At 42.2% G+C, this 18,146-nt stretch carries 22 protein-coding genes; 10 read left to right on the top strand and 12 right to left on the bottom strand.

Going from position 1 to position 18,146, the window contains the following annotated elements; translation table 11 throughout:
- Positions 1-611: 611 nt before the first annotated feature.
- On the bottom strand, positions 612-1,439 hold the full coding sequence (locus H539_RS0120060; protein ID WP_051348689.1) for a DUF1206 domain-containing protein: 828 nt from the start codon (positions 1,437-1,439) through the stop codon (positions 612-614).
- 166 nt (positions 1,440-1,605) lie between these two features.
- Complete coding sequence (locus H539_RS0120055; RefSeq protein ID WP_026695008.1) at positions 1,606-2,376, bottom strand: 3D domain-containing protein; 771 nt, start codon at positions 2,374-2,376, stop codon at positions 1,606-1,608.
- Positions 2,377-2,908: 532 nt separating this feature from the next.
- Here H539_RS0120055 and H539_RS0120050 point away from each other — a divergent pair.
- A complete protein-coding gene (locus tag H539_RS0120050) occupies positions 2,909-3,355 on the top strand; it encodes a cupredoxin domain-containing protein (RefSeq protein ID WP_026695007.1) in 447 nt (148 codons plus the stop codon).
- Positions 3,356-3,405: 50 nt separating this feature from the next.
- Here the strand turns inward: H539_RS0120050 and H539_RS31700 are convergent, their stop codons facing one another.
- Positions 3,406-3,558 (bottom strand): lmo0937 family membrane protein, encoded by a 153-nt coding sequence (locus H539_RS31700; RefSeq protein WP_155890157.1) that lies wholly within the window; start codon positions 3,556-3,558, stop codon positions 3,406-3,408.
- A 196-nt stretch (positions 3,559-3,754) separates the two neighbouring features.
- On the opposite strand from H539_RS31700, the gene H539_RS0120040 reads away from it, so the two are divergent.
- The 7 genes from H539_RS0120040 to H539_RS0120005 all read left to right on the top strand — a co-directional run bounded on the left by H539_RS0120040 (position 3,755) and on the right by H539_RS0120005 (position 7,883).
- Complete coding sequence (locus H539_RS0120040; RefSeq protein WP_035323436.1) at positions 3,755-4,006, top strand: transcriptional regulator SplA domain-containing protein; 252 nt, start codon at positions 3,755-3,757, stop codon at positions 4,004-4,006.
- Positions 4,007-4,157: 151 nt separating this feature from the next.
- Positions 4,158-5,393, top strand: a complete 1,236-nt coding sequence (locus tag H539_RS0120035; protein WP_026695005.1) for an MFS transporter — start codon at positions 4,158-4,160, stop codon at positions 5,391-5,393.
- A 99-nt stretch (positions 5,394-5,492) separates the two neighbouring features.
- Positions 5,493-5,684: a hypothetical protein gene (locus tag H539_RS0120030; protein WP_026695004.1), complete on the top strand. Its 192-nt coding sequence runs from the start codon at positions 5,493-5,495 to the stop codon at positions 5,682-5,684.
- Positions 5,671-5,856 (top strand): hypothetical protein, encoded by a 186-nt coding sequence (locus tag H539_RS0120025; protein ID WP_081415960.1) that lies wholly within the window; start codon positions 5,671-5,673, stop codon positions 5,854-5,856. The genes H539_RS0120030 and H539_RS0120025 overlap by 14 nt, the downstream gene beginning before the upstream one ends.
- A 120-nt stretch (positions 5,857-5,976) precedes the next feature.
- Positions 5,977-6,264: a hypothetical protein gene (locus tag H539_RS0120020; protein ID WP_026695002.1), complete on the top strand. Its 288-nt coding sequence runs from the start codon at positions 5,977-5,979 to the stop codon at positions 6,262-6,264.
- 23 nt (positions 6,265-6,287) lie between these two features.
- Positions 6,288-7,070, top strand: coding sequence for a membrane protein insertase YidC (gene yidC, locus H539_RS0120015; RefSeq protein WP_026695001.1), 783 nt, complete (start codon positions 6,288-6,290; stop codon positions 7,068-7,070).
- Between the two features lie 204 nt (positions 7,071-7,274).
- Positions 7,275-7,883: a nitroreductase family protein gene (locus H539_RS0120005; RefSeq protein ID WP_026695000.1), complete on the top strand. Its 609-nt coding sequence runs from the start codon at positions 7,275-7,277 to the stop codon at positions 7,881-7,883.
- 99 nt (positions 7,884-7,982) lie between these two features.
- Here H539_RS0120005 and H539_RS0120000 read toward each other — a convergent pair whose 3' ends face one another.
- Together H539_RS0120000 and H539_RS0119995 are read right to left on the bottom strand one after the other, a co-directional pair.
- Positions 7,983-8,801: a histidinol-phosphatase HisJ family protein gene (locus tag H539_RS0120000; RefSeq protein WP_026694999.1), complete on the bottom strand. Its 819-nt coding sequence runs from the start codon at positions 8,799-8,801 to the stop codon at positions 7,983-7,985.
- Positions 8,802-8,979: 178 nt separating this feature from the next.
- The gene (locus H539_RS0119995; protein WP_026694998.1) at positions 8,980-9,180 is read right to left on the bottom strand and encodes a cold-inducible protein YdjO-related protein; all 201 of its coding nucleotides are present in this window, start codon (positions 9,178-9,180) and stop codon (positions 8,980-8,982) included.
- 181 nt (positions 9,181-9,361) lie between these two features.
- Between H539_RS0119995 and H539_RS0119990 the strand changes: the two genes are divergently transcribed.
- Positions 9,362-11,512 carry an MMPL family transporter gene (locus H539_RS0119990; RefSeq protein ID WP_026694997.1) on the top strand — a complete coding sequence of 717 codons (2,151 nt, stop codon included), beginning with the start codon at positions 9,362-9,364 and terminating at the stop codon, positions 11,510-11,512.
- 53 nt (positions 11,513-11,565) lie between these two features.
- On the opposite strand, the gene H539_RS0119985 is transcribed toward H539_RS0119990, so the two are convergent.
- The 4 genes from H539_RS0119985 to H539_RS29145 form a co-directional block, all read right to left on the bottom strand.
- Positions 11,566-12,303, bottom strand: coding sequence for a bactofilin family protein (locus H539_RS0119985; protein WP_026694996.1), 738 nt, complete (start codon positions 12,301-12,303; stop codon positions 11,566-11,568).
- Positions 12,304-12,315: 12 nt separating this feature from the next.
- Positions 12,316-12,939 (bottom strand): YhbD family protein, encoded by a 624-nt coding sequence (locus tag H539_RS0119980; RefSeq protein ID WP_026694995.1) that lies wholly within the window; start codon positions 12,937-12,939, stop codon positions 12,316-12,318.
- A gap of 141 nt (positions 12,940-13,080) precedes the next feature.
- Entirely contained in the window at positions 13,081-13,236 is a 156-nt protein-coding gene (locus tag H539_RS32460; protein ID WP_169816040.1) for a hypothetical protein, read from the bottom strand.
- 32 nt (positions 13,237-13,268) lie between these two features.
- Positions 13,269-14,549: an MFS transporter gene (locus H539_RS29145; protein WP_051348688.1), complete on the bottom strand. Its 1,281-nt coding sequence runs from the start codon at positions 14,547-14,549 to the stop codon at positions 13,269-13,271.
- 179 nt (positions 14,550-14,728) lie between these two features.
- Here H539_RS29145 and H539_RS0119960 point away from each other — a divergent pair, with 179 nt between their 5' ends.
- Complete coding sequence (locus tag H539_RS0119960; RefSeq protein ID WP_026694994.1) at positions 14,729-15,526, top strand: alpha/beta fold hydrolase; 798 nt, start codon at positions 14,729-14,731, stop codon at positions 15,524-15,526.
- Here H539_RS0119960 and H539_RS0119955 read toward each other — a convergent pair.
- From H539_RS0119955 to H539_RS0119945, 3 genes are read right to left on the bottom strand one after another with little or no spacing between them, the layout of a single operon-like run.
- A complete protein-coding gene (locus H539_RS0119955) occupies positions 15,520-16,290 on the bottom strand; it encodes an ATP-binding cassette domain-containing protein (RefSeq protein ID WP_026694993.1) in 771 nt (256 codons plus the stop codon). The genes H539_RS0119960 and H539_RS0119955 overlap by 7 nt on opposite strands.
- A 21-nt stretch (positions 16,291-16,311) precedes the next feature.
- Positions 16,312-17,079 carry an aliphatic sulfonate ABC transporter permease SsuC gene (gene ssuC, locus H539_RS0119950; protein WP_026694992.1) on the bottom strand — a complete coding sequence of 256 codons (768 nt, stop codon included), beginning with the start codon at positions 17,077-17,079 and terminating at the stop codon, positions 16,312-16,314.
- A 15-nt stretch (positions 17,080-17,094) separates the two neighbouring features.
- The gene (locus H539_RS0119945; RefSeq protein ID WP_026694991.1) at positions 17,095-18,081 is read right to left on the bottom strand and encodes a sulfonate ABC transporter substrate-binding protein; all 987 of its coding nucleotides are present in this window, start codon (positions 18,079-18,081) and stop codon (positions 17,095-17,097) included.
- Between the last annotated feature and the right edge of the window lie 65 nt (positions 18,082-18,146).

Below are 18,146 nucleotides of genomic sequence, written 5' to 3'. Positions count from 1 at the left end.
TTTTAGAGAAAAATAGATATACTTATAATTCCATACCGCAAGGAAAAAACCTTCATTCACTGCCGCTAAAAATGGAAAAAGGTGCTGCCCTGAATCAGGGAGCACCTTTTTTATACACGCTAGTTCATAGTAAATATTTAGGTGAGAGTAATCAACATTTCAAAACCTAAATATGAAAGCCCTACCTCTCTTCCATCCTGCGACTCCTAGGTCGCGCCAGTTGAAAAATAAGGTTTTGACTCTTTCAGCAAAATTTTATATATGCGGTAATACCGTCTAATTGTAATATTCGAAAGCTAAAAATTATAATTGATCATTATGCCTGTCTAGGAGCAATAGGTATTACCCCGGCTTAATAAGTGCGCAGCCAGCACCTGGGTTTCTATTAAGCGGAAATATCTTTCTTGTAATTAAAATTCTGCTATTTAATTACCCTCGATATTTCATTTAATATCGCAACAAATATAAATGAAACAGAAATTTATTATAACCTTTAGCTTATCATTTGTCAACACTAAATCTTTCTGAAAGAATGATTACCCTCTGTTAATTTGTTTGATAGTAATATGTTCCCCGCAGCTGCCTTGATTAAACCCGATAATTACTCATCCTTAGATTTTCAAATGTCTGTTCTTTCCTTTTAATATCTCAAAAAGTCCGTAAAGAATGAAGCCGGCTGAAATCATCGCAAGAAGAATCCTGCCATGAGGCTGCTCTAGAATTTTTTCCAGAGCACCGTCAAGACTTTTAGGATGATTCGGGTTTGCTTCAATGGCCATTTTCATAATGAAGAATCCCAGGACTCCAAATACTGCACCGCGTGAAAACAATCCAATTCTGCCTGAAGTTCTGGCAGCTGTTATTTCCTTCTCGCTCATGTCCGCCGTTTTAAATTGATCCATATATTTTTGCTTATACCCTGAATATATTTCGTGGATTCCGAAGAGGAGTATCCCGGCACCAATTCCTCCAATCAGCCATTGACCGGCCTGGTATTGCAAGATCCTGGCCGCCCACAGCTCCTTAGCACCGCCTGAATGCCCGCTATGAATGGCTAGGGACACCGCCTTTCCTGTCAGCACTATATAAATACAACACGATATGGAAGCGCTGCTCCTTTCCGTCCATTTCTTTCCCTTTTGCGGATGGAAACAGCGGATGATCTGCCACATACTGAAACATGCCAGGCCCAAAGCAATCATCCATAAAACGACTTCTCCAAATGGAGAAGAGGAAAGGGACGCAAACACACCATTTGTTCCCTTTGCTTTGTGCCCCACACCGAGGGACGCTAGGAAGGAAAATATTCCAACTAAGATGAACACACTTCCCTTGGCCATAAATCCCGCACGCGCAGACCTTTCAATCCAAGGTTTCACGTTTTCAGCTGCTTTATAGGCATGATCCTTCACTGACTGTCTGGTATTATAATCAATCACAAGAGGCGCTCCTCTCTTAGCATACTGCCTTCCATTTACCTTTCCCGTTTATGACTTAACAGAAACACAGTAGGGCAATGTGGCAATCTTTACATGCATTGGAGAAGATATTCACTGACATCAGGATAAAAAAAAAGGACTGGCATATCGCCAGTCCTCTGATCATTTATTTTATAACAGTTACCTTCACTGTTTTTGTACCCCAGGCAAGCGCATTTTGCTGGTCTGGGATAAACACGTCAATCCGGTTACCCTTGATTGCTCCTCCAGTATCATCTGCAGTGGCATATCCATAGCCTTCTACATATACTTTTGAGCCCAGCGGGATAACCTGCGGATCAACTGCAATTACCTTTGCCCCCGGATTATCCTTAATATTCACGCCTGTCGCTGTAACGCCTGAGCAGCCTTCGCAATTTGCTGTATATGCTGTAGCCTTCACACTGATCACCTTGGAATTTTCCTGTGATGCAGGCTGAGCGGCAGCGGTTCTGACTGCAGGTTTAGCTGCAGCAGGCTTTGCTGCTGCTTGCTTCTGCACTTCTTGTTTTGCAGGTGCCTGCTGCTGCGGTGCGCTATATGACCCTGAATTCACCTTAAGGCTTTGCCCCGGCTGGATGATATCAGAATGGAGATTGTTCCATCCTTTAATATTATAAACGGATACACCATATTCTTTTGCAATCTTCCAAAGTGTTTCACCTTTTTGAACCGTATGTCTTCGATCTGGAGAAACTGTTAAATGCTGCTCTGGATAAATAACATCACTTTTTAATTGATTCCATTCCTTAAGATCTGAAATGGAAGCTCCATGATTCTGTCCGATCCTCCAAAGGGTATCTCCCTTTTTCACTACTATTTCTTCCGCATGTGCGTTTGCTCCCACCGTACTCGTAAGCGCCGCCGCAGCGACTAATGAGAATAATGTCTTCTTCATATGTATTTTCCTCCCTAGTGCTTCTTTGTTCGCTCTTGTACTTTATGATAACAGAAAAAGTAGCGTTATAAAGAACAGGGAGATATTAATTCAATGACTTTATTAACATAAATATAACGAGAGTTTTACAAGCTGTTTGAATTTTCAGATATCTTAATTTGTTATTTTAATATGAAATTATCCTATTCTCCATTTATGAAATTGCTGATTTCAGACTGTTGAGGTTCGCTGGAACTGCAGTTGCAGCGGCTTTTAAGTTAGATGAAAGGATGTGCAGACCCTATGATCTGATACCGGCTGTAGACAGGTTTTTTTTGCCTAAACCTCCCAGGTGACAGTAAAGCCATATCCGTGTGCTTCAGAAGTCTTTATAAAAATAATATGTTAGTTTGGATTTACCTTCCTTCCCGGTTCATCAGCTGATTTTACATATAATTAAGAAGATAGTAGTCATATTTATAATAAATGAAAATAAAACAGTAAAGAGACAAGCCTGGTTGCCCTTATGTTCAACTATTCCGGAGGTGGAAGCATGAGACTGATTGCCATTAAAAAAGAATGGCTGATAACAGCACTGTTTATTGTTATTTTGTCATCACTTGCCCTTTATTACTTTGCTGCGGGAAGAGCGATGGATATTGAAACGGTCATGGGAAATCCTGAACAATTTACGATTCATATGGTAACAGGAGAGTTGAAATCCAATGTGGATGGAAAAGAAATCGAAGCCTACCGCTGGGATCCCGGTACGATTATCATTCCAAAAGGCAGGCAGGTTGCTTTATCCATCCGGGGAATAAATGGAATGGAGCATCCATTTTATATTGAAGGAACGAACATAACCGGAAACGTAAAAAAAGGAAAAGAGACTGTCATTCATTTCACAATGAAAAAGGAAGGAATCTATCGTCTTATCTGTAATTCCCATATGGACGCAGCCCATAACGGGCCGATGATTGCCTATCTTGTGGTGAAATAACCTTTAACACGAATGAAAGGAGGCCGATAAAATCAGCCTCCTTTCATTAGCTATACCCTGTTTCTTCCCCTGCCTGAAATCATTTTAATAATGAAAACCACAACAGCGACAATAAGGAGAATGTGTACAAGTCCGCCTGCAATTTTAAAAACCAAGCCAAGGACCCATAGCAAAAGCAAAATTCCAATAATTGCCCACAGCATACATGATCACCCTTTATTATTATTTATCTTACAAATCCTTTATTAATTTTCCCTGAATGTTCTTTTTATAAACTTGTTTTCAAAGTAATGAAAATGGAATGTCATAAAAGAAACAGAAGTACATACACTACCCCTATCAACGATTTTGAAAGCAGGCCGTAAAGTATCTGCTCTGCTGTAATGAAAGGAGTCCTTTATGGATACAATCAACCGGCAAGACCTGAAGTCCGGGGATGAAGTATTTGTGATCTATAATAATCCCCACGTTCCTTCCGTTTCCAATATCCGTCCTGCTGAAATCGTCCAGCACCCCCATAATCCAGGTGAACTGGCACTATTTTTGAATGAAACCTTCCATGTAATCGAGGATGATGATGCATTATTTTCGACCGAAGAATCTGCAAAAGCGGCTTATGATGAATTAATTGATGAAGAGCAGTTTTATTAAGACAGGGGCCCCCTGTCTTTTTCCATTATTTGCACTTGTGTAATTCTTCCTATTTTTCTTCCGCACTCTTGCAAGGAGAGAAGCGAAAGATTACAATCACTCGGTACTACAAAAAATGGATAGATTATACATGAGGGAGAGAATGCAGTAATTGAGCTTTACATCTAATGAAAAAGCCAGCCTATACAATGGGCTGGCACAGACCATTTCCACTAATACCGTCAATGGCTATATACCTTTACTGGCTCTTGGAGTCCTTGGGGCAAGCAATCAACAGATGGGATTGATCACTTCCCTTCCATCCATTATCGGCATGATCGCCTTGCTGCCTGGAGCCATCTGGCTCAACAGAGCCCGGAGCAAAAGGAATTTCACATTAGCCACTACCTTTGCCACACGCTTCTTATTTATGCTGATTTTTTTCGTCCCCTTCTTTTCAAATGCGGTATCAGCCTGGATCTTAGTTGGATTGATTGCCCTTCTTAACTTTCCGGGGGCACTCGCCAATCTTTCCTGGCAGACTATGATAGGAGAAATAATTCCTGAGCAGAGACGGGGAGATTTTTTCAGCACCCGTAACCGTGTAAATAACATCGCAGCCCTCATTGTCACCTTCGGAACAGGATTTTATTTGGAACAGTACAGCAAGCATGATGCGTTTCCCTACCAAGCCCTTCTTCTTGCCGGCTTCCTTTTTGCCCTGTTTGAGGTTTATTACCTGGCGAAGCATAAAGAGCCGGAAAGAATGGTAAAACCTGTACAGATTAAAAAAGTAAAAAGCAAATTATCCTTTGATGTTTTTAAGCACAAGCCTTATGTAACTTTTTTGGTGTGTGCTATCTTATATAATTTTTCTGCCCAAATGGCCTGGTCGCTTTTCAGCATCTACCAAATCAAGGATGCCCACGCGACTGCGCTCTGGCTCAGCATCTTTTCTGTCACCAGCCAGGCCGCTCAAATAATCAGCATTAAATGGTGGGCCAGACTTGCAGACAAATATGGAAATTCTATTGTATTATTTATTGCCGCCGCAGGGATGGCCACAGCACCGGCATTAAACATGCTTTCCACGAATTTATTTTATATGACGGGCATTAACTTTTGGACAGGATTTTTCGTATCAGGCACCAATCTGCTCCTGTTCAATCAGCTTCTGAAAGCTTCACCGGAAGCCAACAGAGCGAACTATATCGCCAATTATAACTTTATGCTATCGATCGTAGGTTTTGCCGCTCCCCAGCTGGGTGTCCTGATTCTAAACGGCTGCGGAATGCACGCCGCAATGAATATGATTTCCCTGATCCGGTTTGGGACTGCCTTTTCTTTTCTGGCAGTGGCCGTTACAATCGAGAAAAAGCGAATTCAGAACGTGTTTAATTTCAGATAACAATCTATCTTACCCTCCTTTCCAAAGGTATAAACTTATATTCTTTTAGGTATTCTAAAAAATAATCTGTCTTACTTGATTTGATTAGGAGGGTCAAAGATGAATCCGCAAAAAAATAATGAATTTTTAACTCAGGCACCTAAGAAAAAAGAATTTACCATTGAAACTCATGACACATTTCCAAATCCCAAAAATTACCCAGGTGATTCTGTGGAAGAACATAAGGAACTGGAACAGGCAAATTCGATCATCGCAGCAAAGGAAATCGGCCAGCAAAATGAGAATTTATGATAGGCCGCCATTCATGATGAGTGCCGATCAGGACCGTTTCACTTCCGCAGGAACCGATATTGAAGAAGTAAAAAAACTCAATGCCGAATCTGGCTTGACTTATAATGAAGTGGAAGAGCTGCTTGCCAGGCAATATCAGAAAGAAAAACTGGAGCAAAAACCAGATCTTTGACATTACCTTACTGCTGGATACAGAATCCTGTCTATCTGCATTTTAAGAAATGTAGAGAATTTAAATCATTCGTGGTAAAATAGAAGCTAGTATTTAGACTTTTAAATGAGGGATTGCCTTATGTGGGATAGTATTCTAGAACTTGATCACCATGTATTCCGGATGGCCATTCTCTTAGGTTTATTATTGACCATCGTCCTTCCTTATGCAGCCCTCTATTTTTCTTATAAATTGGACAAAAAGCTGGATTCCTGCCCTACAGTTTCCCTGCATGAGCAAGGAATTTCAGCTATAAAGCTTAAGATTTCACTCTGTAAATGTTTTATCACACAGATCATCAGCTTTATCCGAAGAAAATTAGATCCTGGGGATTCAGAGGAGCCAATTTCCTTACTCGTTAGCTCATAACCTAATAACGAGGAGGAAATAAATTGAATAAAAAATATTTGGGTTTACTAAGTTTGATTGTTGTCATCGGAGCTTTATTGACCGGGTGCCAATCACAATCCGGCGGAGGTTCGATTTTCCATAATCTCCTGATTGCACCCATGACTTCCGCGATTGAGTTTTTTGCCAGCATCACCGGCGGGAGCTATGGACTCAGCATCATTTGCATGACTTTACTGATCAGGCTAGTATTAATGCCGCTTTTCTTAAAGCAGTTGAAGACGCAGAATGCTATGAAGATGAAGATGGAAGCTTTCAAGCCAGAGATGGCTGTATTGCAGGAAAAAATGAAAAATGCTAAGGACCCGGCCAAGCAAAAGGAATATCAGCAGGAAATGATGCGGCTGTATCAAAAGCACGGCGTGAACCCGCTGAACATGGGGTGCCTGCCAGTACTCATCCAGATGCCGATCTTAATGGGCTTTTATTATGCGATAAAGAGTTCTCATCATATCGCTTCCCATACTTTCTTATGGTTCAGTCTTGGACATCCGGATCATATCCTTGCCATCGTCGCCGGAATCGTATACTTCCTGCAGTTTAAGGTTTCACAAAAGAACATGCCGAAAGAGCAGCAGAATACGATGAAATTCATGGGGCTGATGTCACCGCTCATGATCTTAATCTTTTCCTTCAATGCACCTGCAGCTCTGCCGCTGTATTGGTCAATCGGAGGATTATTCCTGATGCTTCAGACGGAAATCGGCCAGCGTATGGCTAAAAACCATGCTTCTGCTGATAAAGCGGAAAGCGTACCAGTAAAATAAGATATTTTTCAGAGGGTGTCTCGTGTCTGATATCCGGCCTGGAACTGTTTCCATATGAGGAACAGCTCCCAGCCTGGAAGGATGACCGAGGCGCTTTTTTCCTTTTCCAAAGTTCGTGAATCTTTAAGCAATTCCATTGACCTAAGTCATTAATCTACTATACAGTTGAGATGAATTACGTTTACAACAGAGTGGAGGATCAGCATGTCTAACTTAATCAATATTATAGAAGAAAGACGTTCGGTAAAAGTATACGACCCGAATGTAGAGATTTCCAGATCAGAACTATCCGAGTTGCTTGCACTTGCGGGAAGGGCGCCATCTGCATGGAACCTTCAGCACTGGCACTTTATGGTCTTCTCTTCTAAAGAATCCAAACAGAAATTATTTCCCCTCGCTTTTAATCAGGCCCAGATTGTTGAATCATCTGCCGTGATTGCTGTACTGGGTGACAAGGAAGTTCAAAAGAAAGTTGAACCTGTTTTCGGACCTGATGTGGAAGCTGGACGTATGAGCCCCGAAGTTAAGGATGTCCTTGCAGGACAAGTGAATCGTGCCTATCAAAACAAAGAGAAAGCCCTGACGGCTGCTTATCTCAATGCTTCCCTTGCCGCTATGCAGCTAATGCTGGCTGCAAAAGCTAAAGGCTGGGATACTTGTCCAATCGGCGGTTTTAATTCTTCAGGCCTTATTGAAGAATTCGAAATAGAATCCCGATACGAACCAATCATGCTTATTACGATTGGAAAGGCATTACAACCAGGAAGAGAGACTACACGGCTCGATGTAAAAACCATTTCCACCTGGCTATAATAGTAAAAAGGCTGTCTTTAGGAAGTCAGGTTTCGCTTTTGAATGAATCTATCTTTAGCAAATCAGACTTTAAAAGGCAGCCTCTTCATTTGAGAATACTTATATACTATCTGTTAACTTATGAAATGTTGGTTTCCGCTGTTCAAAGCTGGTAATATATTCAAATCCTGCCTTTTTTAGAAGGCTGTATCCTATCTCAAGATGTTTTCCTACAAAATGCCGGCTGTGTGCATCCGTTCCGACAGTAATAATCTCTCCTCCCGCTTCCTTATATAATTGAATAAATGGCAGATTAGGAAGAGGACTGTCAATCCGGTATCTGTATCCCGATAAATTCACTTCGATTCCCCTTGAAGTCTGGATTAACGCCTTAAAGGTATCCTCAATGATTTCGTAATAAAGGGACCAATCTACTTTTTCCCAATGAGAATTTACATAATGAAGATAGCGTTTAATAAGCGTTAAATGGCCAAGGACATTAAAATCCTGATACTCTTTAACATAGGTATTAATGGTAATAAAGTAGGTCTCAAGCGCCTCTTTGAGGCTTTTTCCTTTAAAATAATCTCCGTTATGCAAATCTAAATTATCGGCAATATGAACAGATCCAATGATAAAATCAAATTCATTTGTATCAGTGAATTTTTTACTTTGGAGGTAAGTATAAGGGTGTATGCCTATCTCCACGGCCTTCCGAATAGTTAATCTGGAGCCATACCGGCCTCTCAGCAGATCCACCATTCCTGAATACTCCCCATAATCGAATTCGAATGTCAAATCACAGTTAGGATAAAAATAATCCATATGCTCAGTGAAGGCAATTTCCTTCACTCCAGCTTCAATGGCAGTCTGGCAGGCCGTATCCATCGGCATCTTTGAATCGGCTGAAAAGCTCGTGTGTACATGATAGTCAAACATAACAAACCCTCTTTATCTAAATTTCCAGCTTGGATGTATTCATAATCTTCTCTATTATTTTGACACTCTCCCTGTTTTTTGGCAACTGGATGGTATTTTCCATACAAACATGCCTGATCTTTTAGATAATAAAAAAAGAACAGCCCTGGCTGTTCCTTTTGTCATTTGTATTGACCAATCAGTAAAAGTTATAGCTTTTTTTCATTTGCGGCAGTTCTCTTACTTCTTCTGACATATTGCTGCCGCATAGCGGACAGGTCAATGTATCAGAGACGAATTCTTTCCTCATCCAGCCATTGCAGGATTCCCCGATACAGGAGTAAACATCTGTACTTTCAATTATCGGTTCCAATTCCAGAGGCGCTTTTTTGCCATACATATAAATTCCTCCCAGAGAGTACCGGCAGCCGCTGCTTCTCCTGCCTGTATCAAATATTGCACTTAGGATATGTGAAACCTGTTTTTTTATACAGAAGAAAAAAATTGATGGCATAATAGAGAATGAAGAATGGAATTTTAAGGTATAAACTGCTTAAGGGATTTTATAGGGGGAGTGCGGAATGGAAGCAATCAGCAGATTAGTGATCAGGCACAGAAAGTGGCTGGCGGCCATATGGATTATTTTTTTACTGGGATTAAGCACATCAGCCCTTAAACTGCCTTCTCATCTAAAGGGTGATGGATTTGAAACAGATGGAGAGTTTAAACAGGTGGAGAAAGAGCTGAATCGGTATTTTGATTTTTCTATGACGACGATCCTGGTCGTATTTGAACGTCAAAAAGGACAGTCCGAAACAGAATTCAGGCAGACCATTTCAAGGCAATTGTCGAGGGCCGAAAACTTAAAAATTGATAACGGAATCCAATCGCCTCTTACCCAGCCGAAGCTCTTCAAAAAAAACCTTGCGTATGCCGTTATCCAGTTTAATAAGTCCAAAGATGAAGTGAAGGATGAAACAGACAAAATTAAAGATTTATATTCCGGAGTAAAAGGAATATCGATAACAGGAACGCCGGTGGTTGTTGAGGATATGAATAAGGCGAGTCAGGAAGATTTGAAAAGAGCAGAGCTGATCGGACTTCCGGTGGCATTGATTGTCCTCTTATTCGCTTTTGGCAGTCTGGCAGCATCCCTCATCCCCATTATTGTAGGCGGAATCACAGTTGTTATTTCCTTCGGTATTTTATCCCTGCTTGCAGGTGCCATGCAGCTATCCGTGTTTGTGTTAAATGTGATTCCCATGATCGGACTTTCCTTAAGCATTGATTTTGCTTTATTATTCATCAACCGTTTCAGGGAAGAATTAACAACAGGGGATAAGAACAGGGCGATAGAAATTACAATCAGAACGGCGGGAAAGTCGATCCTCTTTTCAGCATTATGCGTATTTATCGGCTTAGCTGCCATGATGGTGATTGATATTGCCATATTCAGGACAGTCGCAATCGGCGGAATGGTGGTTGTCGCAGTCGCAGTCTTATCGGCACTGACCCTTCTTCCTTCTCTAATGGTCCTGCTGGGTGAGAATATCAATAAATGGAATGTAATTAAAAACAGGCATACTCAATCTAAGTCTTGGAAACGCTTTTCAGCCATGATGATGAAGCATCCCCTGTTAAACAGTCTGCTTGCCCTGGCCGTGCTGCTTATTGGCATTGTGCCGGTCCGCGGGATTGTCCTAGCCATCCCTGAAGTCGATGCTCTTCCCGCTCATTATGATTCAAGGCAGGCGATGGAGAAACTCAATGACACTTTTCACTTAGACCGCGGCAGCACTGTGTATGTAACGGCTGACAAAAAAGGCGGATGGCTGGACAAGGAAGGGCTTGCTGAAATGAAGCATCTTACACAGGAACTTCAGGATGATCCCGCAGTTTCCTATGTAGAATCACTCTATTCTGTCTCGGGGATTGAGTCTCCGCCAAAACTCTTAGCTGCATTTCAGAGCCCGGAGTTTAAGAAACAGGCTGGACCTTATATAAACCAATTTATAAAAAATGACAGGATTCTTCTTACTGTCACACTAAAAGAGGAAGAAAAGTCAAAGACTGCGAAGGACTGGGTCAGGAAATGGAGTGAAAGAAAATGGGACTATCCTTTGCATTTTGGAGGAGGAGTTAAATTTTATCAGGAAATTTTTGATGAGATTTATGCCAAGGTGTGGATTGGTTTGGCCATTGTCCTGCTATCCACATTCTTCATCCTAATGGCTGCCTTCCGTTCCATTATTATTCCTTTTAAGGCCATAGCGATGAATATGATCGGTCTGACTTCCACCTTCGGAATTCTCGTCTGGATCTTTGAGGGAGGCCATTTCGGACTGGGCAGTGCGGATATCGCTTTAATGCTGCCTGTCTTTGTCTTCAGCCTGGTTTTCGGATTAAGCATGGATTATGAAGTATTCCTTATATCGCGGATTCAGGAGATTTACCTGGAAACTTCTGATAATGATCTTGCTACAGTGGAGGGGCTGGCTTCGACCAGTAAAATCATTACATCCGCAGCTCTAATCATGATTGTCATAACAGGGGCTTTCGCTTTTACAGGGGTTATGCCAGTAAAACAGATCGGTGTAGGAATTGCGATCGCCATTCTGATTGATGCCACAATCATCAGGCTTATTCTTGTGCCATCCTTAATGAAGCTTCTGGGTGATTGGAATTGGTGGCTGCCTTTTTCCTCCAGAAAAGGAATGAAGCAGAAAGGATAAACAAAAGCCCATCGCGCCTTTTTCAGGAGGAACGCGATGGGTTTTTTCCCCGCTTAATTTTGAACAGCCTCCTTAACTTCTGAGGAAGGATCAACCGACATTTCATTTTTATATTCCAGGCGCCCGATGTTGCAGCCCGGGCCAATCCGTACATCATTTCCCCTGACTGTGCCTGCGGATGTATATTCCAGGTATATCTGGTCTCCTTCGATACTATCAGAAGTAAGCATGCAGGATTTGGAGCTACCCAATAAGCTCAACAGCCTGCCCAGAATTGGAGCTGAGCTGTCTCTCCTCACTTCAATTTCTTCTCCTCCCATTTCTTTAATAAAGCTATCATCTATCAGCTTTATATCAATGGAATCGGCATTCAGCAGTTCACTGATATGAATCGTCCCCCTCGAGACAAAGTCTTCCGCTTCACAATTCCCCTCAATGACTGTTTTTCCCTTTGAGACGAAATCCTCCGCTGTCACATTCCCAAAAAGCTTAAGGTTCCCATTTACCTTTATATCTCCTGCTTCCAAGGCCCCTTTCACTTCCGCTTTTCCATTCACCTCTATTTCATCTGCCTTAACACTTCCCTTTATATCTGCTTTGCCATTAATGGTGATTTCTCCTGCTGCTTTTATATTACCAAGGACAGAGGAATGACCGTTGATATGAAAGGAATCACAATTTACATCACTCGTGATTTTTCCCGATCCATTGACATGCACATCTGTAAAGCTTCCCCCCGGGACAGTCATTGAACCATTGATTTTTAACGGATATTTTGTTTCTGTAACCATTCGATTCATCTCCTATTGAATTTTATTTTTGATGCTCTCTCCAAGCTTTTCCAGATCCACATTCACGACTATTTTTGTTTCGCTATCGGCCGCCATTGCTTCCGGATTCTTTATAAGAAAACACGAAGTTACACCCATTTTTCTTGAAAGGACAAGGCTGTATCTGCCCTCTTTTACCAGTTCCAAATGTCTGTCAAGGAATTCTACTGCCATTTTTCCTTCCTGGATATGAACATCTCCCGACAACAGTAGTTGATTCAGAATGGAAATAAACACGATATCAAAAAAGGAAAAGCTGGATTTCCCCGGCAGGAATTCTAGGTAACGCTGTACGCTTGCTTCAGATACCCAATTTCTCTTCAATAGCTCTTCAGGTAGGATAGCAAAGTCTGTCTGTCCGGGTGCCAATAAATCCGCAATATCATCCAGGGACAAATCTTCCTTCATATTTTGGATCTTAGAAATCCGGCCTAATATTTGGCTCTTTGGAAAAAAAGTCTCCTGTCCTGTAAAAGTGGATTTTCTCACAAACCAATCTTCTGGGATCAGATTTTTTCTTTTCCATCTGTACAACTGCCCATACGATATCCCGGTTAACTCAAGCAGATCCTTTTTGGAAATTAATTGTTCTTCCATGATTAATCCCCCTTCCTTTTTAATGTAACATAACACTGTTACGTTAAAAAGCTTTTTCTTGGAAAATTTTTAACAAATCAAAAAGGGCCTGAAATGAAGGCATTCATTTCAAACCCTTTTTACCTTGAATTGATCCGATTTCTAGTGTTCTAAGTCAGACCTTTTGGAAGGTTCCGGTCCATTGCCTGTACGGTTTCCAGTTGTAGCCGTATATCCCACACGATAATGAAAGTTCTTTTTTTCCCTTAATAGTTCAGGCATTCTATATTGTTTTAAATCGTCCTGCCCTTTTGTCATGGAATCAACTCCTGTCTTTATTTTGAAAGAATTTATTGCGGAGCCGGCTCCGGCCTTGTCATCGATTTGTTATTTTTTCCTTTTGGCTCTCTAGGTGACTCATCCTCTACCCTGATGAATTTTTTCACCAGGAACACCAATACCAGGGATCCAGCAGCTGATCCGATAAAGCCCCAGAATGGGCTTCCCTTCAAGAGAAAGGCCATGAAAGGAGGCCCGACCGCAACTCCGATAAATCTTGCCGAACTATAGAAGGACGTAATGGTGCCGCGTTCTTCTTTTTCTATGTTTTCGGTGATAAGCGCATCCAGTGTAGGTAGCAGCAGCCCGACTGATATACCAAATATACTGGTTGCTCCAAGCAGGAGATACATATTTTTAAATGTACTTGTGAAGGCGACTGAAACAGCAAGAATGACCAGCGCACCATAGATGATTTTCTTCATCAGCTTCTTGTCGCCTTTAATCTTTCTTCCTGTTATAAAGGAGGACAAGCAAAGAAAGGCAAGAGGGACAGCCAGAAGCAGGCCTTTTTTGATACCTTTTAAATCATATTTCGTTTCTAGCTCCTGAGATAAATAAAATTGGACGGCAAATAAAATAAACATGGCGAAACAGCCTGCAATGAATATGATATACAGCCATCTTCCTTCATTTTTGAATATTTTCTTCGTATTCGTTATGAATTCTTTCATGGCCTTGGGTTTTTCCATTTTCTTTGGGGCTTTAATGAAGAACAAAACCATGAGAATCGAGATCGCACTGAATATCGAGATTGAAAAGAAAGGCAGAAACCAGAACCAGGCTGCGAGCAAAGAACCTAAAATCGGGCTTAATACCTTTCCCGCTGTGTTGGATGTTTCAATAATTCCCAGGCAGGAGCTCGCGTCTTCTTCTTTTTTATATAAATCCCCAACAAGAGGCATGACAATTGGTGCAGCCCCGGCAGCTCCAATCCCCTGCAGGACCCTGCCGATGATGATGGTCCAGAATGGCGACGCCATTTTCCAGCAGGCCCAAGCAGAAACGAGGCCTCCTGCAAGAACGATAATAAGACTGGGAACGATAACCTTTTTCCTGCCGATTCGGTCCGATAGGTATCCAGCGACCGGAATTAAAAAGATCGATGCTAGTGAATAGCTGGTAATGATCAGACTGGATTGAAAAGGAGTGATATGGACTCTCTTTTCAAGGATTGGCAGAACAGGAATCAGCATCGAGTTGCCCAAAGTCATAATAAGGGGAATCGATGCCATGCTTATAAGGCACCAATTGCTGACCTTTTGTTTATCTTTTGTTTCCTTATTAGCCATACAAAAGCTCCTTTTCAAAAATCTCAGGATATTCCTGCCTGATATCCAAGCTGGTTACATTCCGTCTCCTTTAGTATGGCCTTCCTCTGATTTTTTCTTCTGGCAGCCCTTTAAATTTTTTCTTGTATTTTTTAGCAGGATGGGAAAGATATTACAAAATGAAATTTTGAGGGATTCCAATGATCAAACACATTTGCTTGGATGGAAAATATATGTATTACGAGGAAGAAGGAAAAGGAGTTCCTGTCCTTTTTATCCATCCTCCCGGCATGGGGAGAAAGATATTCCGTTATCAAACGCTGTACCTGAAGGATAAGTTTAGGATTCTGGCACCTGATTTGAGCGGGAGCGGGGACAGCCCATTAAGAGAAGATCCCCCTTCTATCCTGCGCAGGGCGGAAGAAATTGCTCAGTTCCTTGATCAGCTGAATCTTCAGCAGGTCCATTTAGCTTCTTTTTCCTCTGGCTGTGCGATCGCTTTGACCTTTGCCGTCCATTTTCCTGATAAGATTCTGTCCTTAATAATGCTTGACGGGTTTTCAAAGGTGGAAACAAAGCTGCAAAGATTCTTTTACCAGGCAAATATAAGGATTTTGAAAGAAAATGAAGAATTAGCCATACATTTGGCTGCTTCCCGTCTGACAAAGGACCCGCATATGAGGGAAGACCTAAAAAATCACTTTAGAAAATCAAACATCGCAAGCTGGATTTCGGATTATAAGGATATTCTCTTGTTTAATTTCACCTCCAGGATCAAAGATATCCGCTGCCCAGTACTGCTTCTTACGGGGACTCGTCATGCCAGTCAAATATATGAACCCTTCCGTTCCCTTCCTGACTGTAAAATTGTAAAACTAAAAAAAGCGGGAAATCCACCTTTGATAAAAGATTGGGACGAGGTCAATAGAGAATTAATTGCGTTTATAAAAAAACAGAAATTCAAAAATAGCAGGCACGAAAAAAGAGAGCCTCAATAGACTCTCTTCCTTTGGTTTCCCAAAAAAGCAGGTCCTTCGCCTGGTCCTGTAATATGCTGCAGGATTTCCTCCACTAGGAGCGAAAATCCTGGATGCACTCTCTGTCTCGGTCTTGGGAGGGGGATATATTGATCTAATTTAATGCTTCCCTCTTCGATTAGGATGACCCGGTCAGCAAGCGCTACTGCTTCCTCGACATCATGTGTGACCAATATAGAAGTGAATTTCTTTTCGCTCCAAAGCTGTTCAACCAATCTCTGCATTTCGAGCCGCGTTAGGGCATCCAGCGCACCAAGCGGCTCATCAAGAAGGAGGATGGCAGGATTATGCACCAAAGCCCTTGCAAGGGCAACCCGCTGCTTCTGGCCGCCCGAGAGCCTTGCCGGCCAATCGTTTGCCCTGTCTTTCAGACCAACCCTCTCGAGGGCATTCAGGGCTCTCAGCCGGTGGTCCCTTGGAAGACCCATACTGACATTCTCCATTACTTTCTTCCATGGAAGCAGCCTGCCGTCTTGAAACATCAGTCTCGCATTTTTATTTAAAGAATTAATTTCCTCACCGTCTACGAGAATGCTCCCTGTATCCAAAAACTCCAGCCCCGCTAGAAGGCGCAGCAGTGTGCTCTTGCCGCATCCGCTTCTTCCGACAATGGCTACAAATTCTCCCTGCCTGATGGTAAGATTTAATCCTTCCAGAACACTGCGGCTGTTATAGCCCTTCTTAATATTCTCAAGCTTGATATGAGGTATGCCTGCAGCCTCCATTCTCCACCCTCCTATTGATGATTATCGATTCCAGTTAAGCCACCTCTTCTCCAGCAGCTTCGCGATCATATCGGACAGCTTGCCAAAGAAAGCATAGAGCAAAATAGCGAGGACAATAACATCCATTTGCATAAATTCCCTTGCGTTCATCGCCATATAGCCTATTCCGGAATGGGCTGATATCGTTTCCGCTACGATCAGTGTCATCCACATTACACCGAGCGAAAAGCGGAAACCAACCAAAATGGAGGATAATGCCCCAGGAAAAATGACGGTTTTAAACAAATAAAATCCTCTTAAACCATACGCCTTTCCCATCTCGATCAGGCCTTTATCCACAGATTTAATTCCATGATAGGTGTTTACATAGACCGGAAAGAGCACTCCCAGTGCGACCATAAAAATTTTGGAGGTCTCGTCGATGCCAAACCAAAGAATGACCAAAGGAATCAGTGCTAAGTGAGGAATGGTCCTTAGCATTTGGATGGAGGTATCAAATAAAAGCTCCGATAGTTTAGACAACCCGTTGAACAATCCCAGCAGAAAACCAATGCTGCCCCCGATCACGAACCCGGATACGGCCCTTCCCAGGCTGACCATTATATGATCCTGCAGCTCACCAGTTTTTAAAAGGCCGACAGCTGCCTTACATACATCAAAAGGGGCAGGCAGAATTCTGGCGGGGATGGCACCAAGAGAGGCAAAAAGCTGCCAGCCAGCCAAAAGCAGAAAGGGAATGATCCATGGAATAGCGGTCTGGATGGCGTTGGTTTCTCCCTGTTTATCCATAGCAATCTCCCTTCATTATTTAATAAACTGGCTGCCATCAACAGCATCTTTTACCTTTATCTTTTTAGGGATGATCTTAAGATCAAAATACGTGTCTGCAATTTCCTGCTGTTCCTCAACAATGCTTGGGGTTATGGGCTCTATACCATACTCTCTTCGTTCAGCGGAAAGCAGCAGCGATTTTTCATCTATTTTTAATAGTGGGGATAGCATGGCTGCCAGCTCCTTATGATGAGCATTGGCCCAATTAGAAGATTTTTCGATTTCATTAAAAAGAATGGAAAGGACTTTCTTGTGTTTTTTGGCAAATTCCTTATTCGCCAGGAAAAAATCCCGGTCTGTCGTAAGATTCTTCCCATTTACCAGCATTCTGGCATTAGAATTAAGTTCTGTATCTGCCGTAAAGGGGTCCCAGATGGCCCATGCATCAATATTCCCCTTTTCAAAAGCTATCCGCGCATCTCCAGGCTGGAGAAAGCTTGGCTGGATATCCTTATAGGAAATTCCCGCCCTATTTAGAGCTTTTACAAGCAGATAATGGGAGCTTGATCCCTTGGCGAATCCTATTCTCTTTCCTTTCAGATCCGTAAGGCTCTTAATCGCTGAATCCTTTGGCACCAGTATCCCGCTTCCCTGATACTTGGTTTTTCCGGCTGCCACATACACAAAAGGAGTATCTGCGGCCTGGGCAAATATCGGAGGCGAATCGCCGGTTCTGCCAACATCGATGCTTCCTGCGTTCAATGCTTCAAGAAGTGCAGGCCCTGCCGTAAACTCTCTCCATTCTACGCTGTATCCCTTCTTTTTCAGGCTCTTTTCAAGAGTCCCAAGCGATTTCAATATGACCAGCGGACCGTTTTTTTGATAACCGATTGTAAGGGTCAAACGGCCCCTTTCATTTGAAGCAGAATTATTTGTGCTTTGGCTTGAGCAGGCACTAAGCAGCAGGACAGCTGATAGAGCACAAATCAAAACCATAAACATTCTTCTGTGAATTCGCATTCTCATCACCCTTTTTTCTTTCGCTTCTTCCCAGACTATGTCATCAAGGGGGCTTAGGTTCCTGC

Source organism: Peribacillus kribbensis DSM 17871, from assembly GCF_000430765.1.
Taxonomy (GTDB): domain Bacteria; phylum Bacillota; class Bacilli; order Bacillales; family DSM-1321; genus Paraperibacillus; species Paraperibacillus kribbensis.
The sequence above is the reverse complement of the archived record's forward strand: the minus strand, read 5'-3'. Positions and strand labels throughout refer to the sequence as shown.

What these genes read in the sequence shown, in the direction of transcription:
- H539_RS0120055 (WP_026695008.1), bottom strand. Translation starts at nt 2,376, where the DNA reads ATGAAGAAGACATTATTCTCATTAGTCGCTGCGGCGGCGCTTACGAGT.
- H539_RS0120050 (WP_026695007.1), top strand. Translation starts at nt 2,909, where the DNA reads ATGAGACTGATTGCCATTAAAAAAGAATGGCTGATAACAGCACTGTTT.
- H539_RS31700 (WP_155890157.1), bottom strand. Translation starts at nt 3,558, where the DNA reads ATGCTGTGGGCAATTATTGGAATTTTGCTTTTGCTATGGGTCCTTGGC.
- H539_RS0120040 (WP_035323436.1), top strand. Translation starts at nt 3,755, where the DNA reads ATGGATACAATCAACCGGCAAGACCTGAAGTCCGGGGATGAAGTATTT.
- H539_RS0120030 (WP_026695004.1), top strand. Translation starts at nt 5,493, where the DNA reads ATGAATCCGCAAAAAAATAATGAATTTTTAACTCAGGCACCTAAGAAA.
- H539_RS0120025 (WP_081415960.1), top strand. Translation starts at nt 5,671, where the DNA reads ATGAGAATTTATGATAGGCCGCCATTCATGATGAGTGCCGATCAGGAC.
- H539_RS0120020 (WP_026695002.1), top strand. Translation starts at nt 5,977, where the DNA reads ATGTGGGATAGTATTCTAGAACTTGATCACCATGTATTCCGGATGGCC.
- H539_RS0120005 (WP_026695000.1), top strand. Translation starts at nt 7,275, where the DNA reads ATGTCTAACTTAATCAATATTATAGAAGAAAGACGTTCGGTAAAAGTA.
- H539_RS0120000 (WP_026694999.1), bottom strand. Translation starts at nt 8,801, where the DNA reads ATGTTTGACTATCATGTACACACGAGCTTTTCAGCCGATTCAAAGATG.
- H539_RS0119995 (WP_026694998.1), bottom strand. Translation starts at nt 9,180, where the DNA reads ATGTATGGCAAAAAAGCGCCTCTGGAATTGGAACCGATAATTGAAAGT.
- H539_RS0119990 (WP_026694997.1), top strand. Translation starts at nt 9,362, where the DNA reads ATGGAAGCAATCAGCAGATTAGTGATCAGGCACAGAAAGTGGCTGGCG.
- H539_RS0119985 (WP_026694996.1), bottom strand. Translation starts at nt 12,303, where the DNA reads ATGGTTACAGAAACAAAATATCCGTTAAAAATCAATGGTTCAATGACT.
- H539_RS0119980 (WP_026694995.1), bottom strand. Translation starts at nt 12,939, where the DNA reads ATGGAAGAACAATTAATTTCCAAAAAGGATCTGCTTGAGTTAACCGGG.
- H539_RS32460 (WP_169816040.1), bottom strand. Translation starts at nt 13,236, where the DNA reads ATGACAAAAGGGCAGGACGATTTAAAACAATATAGAATGCCTGAACTA.
- H539_RS29145 (WP_051348688.1), bottom strand. Translation starts at nt 14,549, where the DNA reads ATGGCTAATAAGGAAACAAAAGATAAACAAAAGGTCAGCAATTGGTGC.
- H539_RS0119960 (WP_026694994.1), top strand. Translation starts at nt 14,729, where the DNA reads ATGATCAAACACATTTGCTTGGATGGAAAATATATGTATTACGAGGAA.
- H539_RS0119955 (WP_026694993.1), bottom strand. Translation starts at nt 16,290, where the DNA reads ATGGAGGCTGCAGGCATACCTCATATCAAGCTTGAGAATATTAAGAAG.
- ssuC (WP_026694992.1), bottom strand. Translation starts at nt 17,079, where the DNA reads ATGGATAAACAGGGAGAAACCAACGCCATCCAGACCGCTATTCCATGG.
- H539_RS0119945 (WP_026694991.1), bottom strand. Translation starts at nt 18,081, where the DNA reads ATGCGAATTCACAGAAGAATGTTTATGGTTTTGATTTGTGCTCTATCA.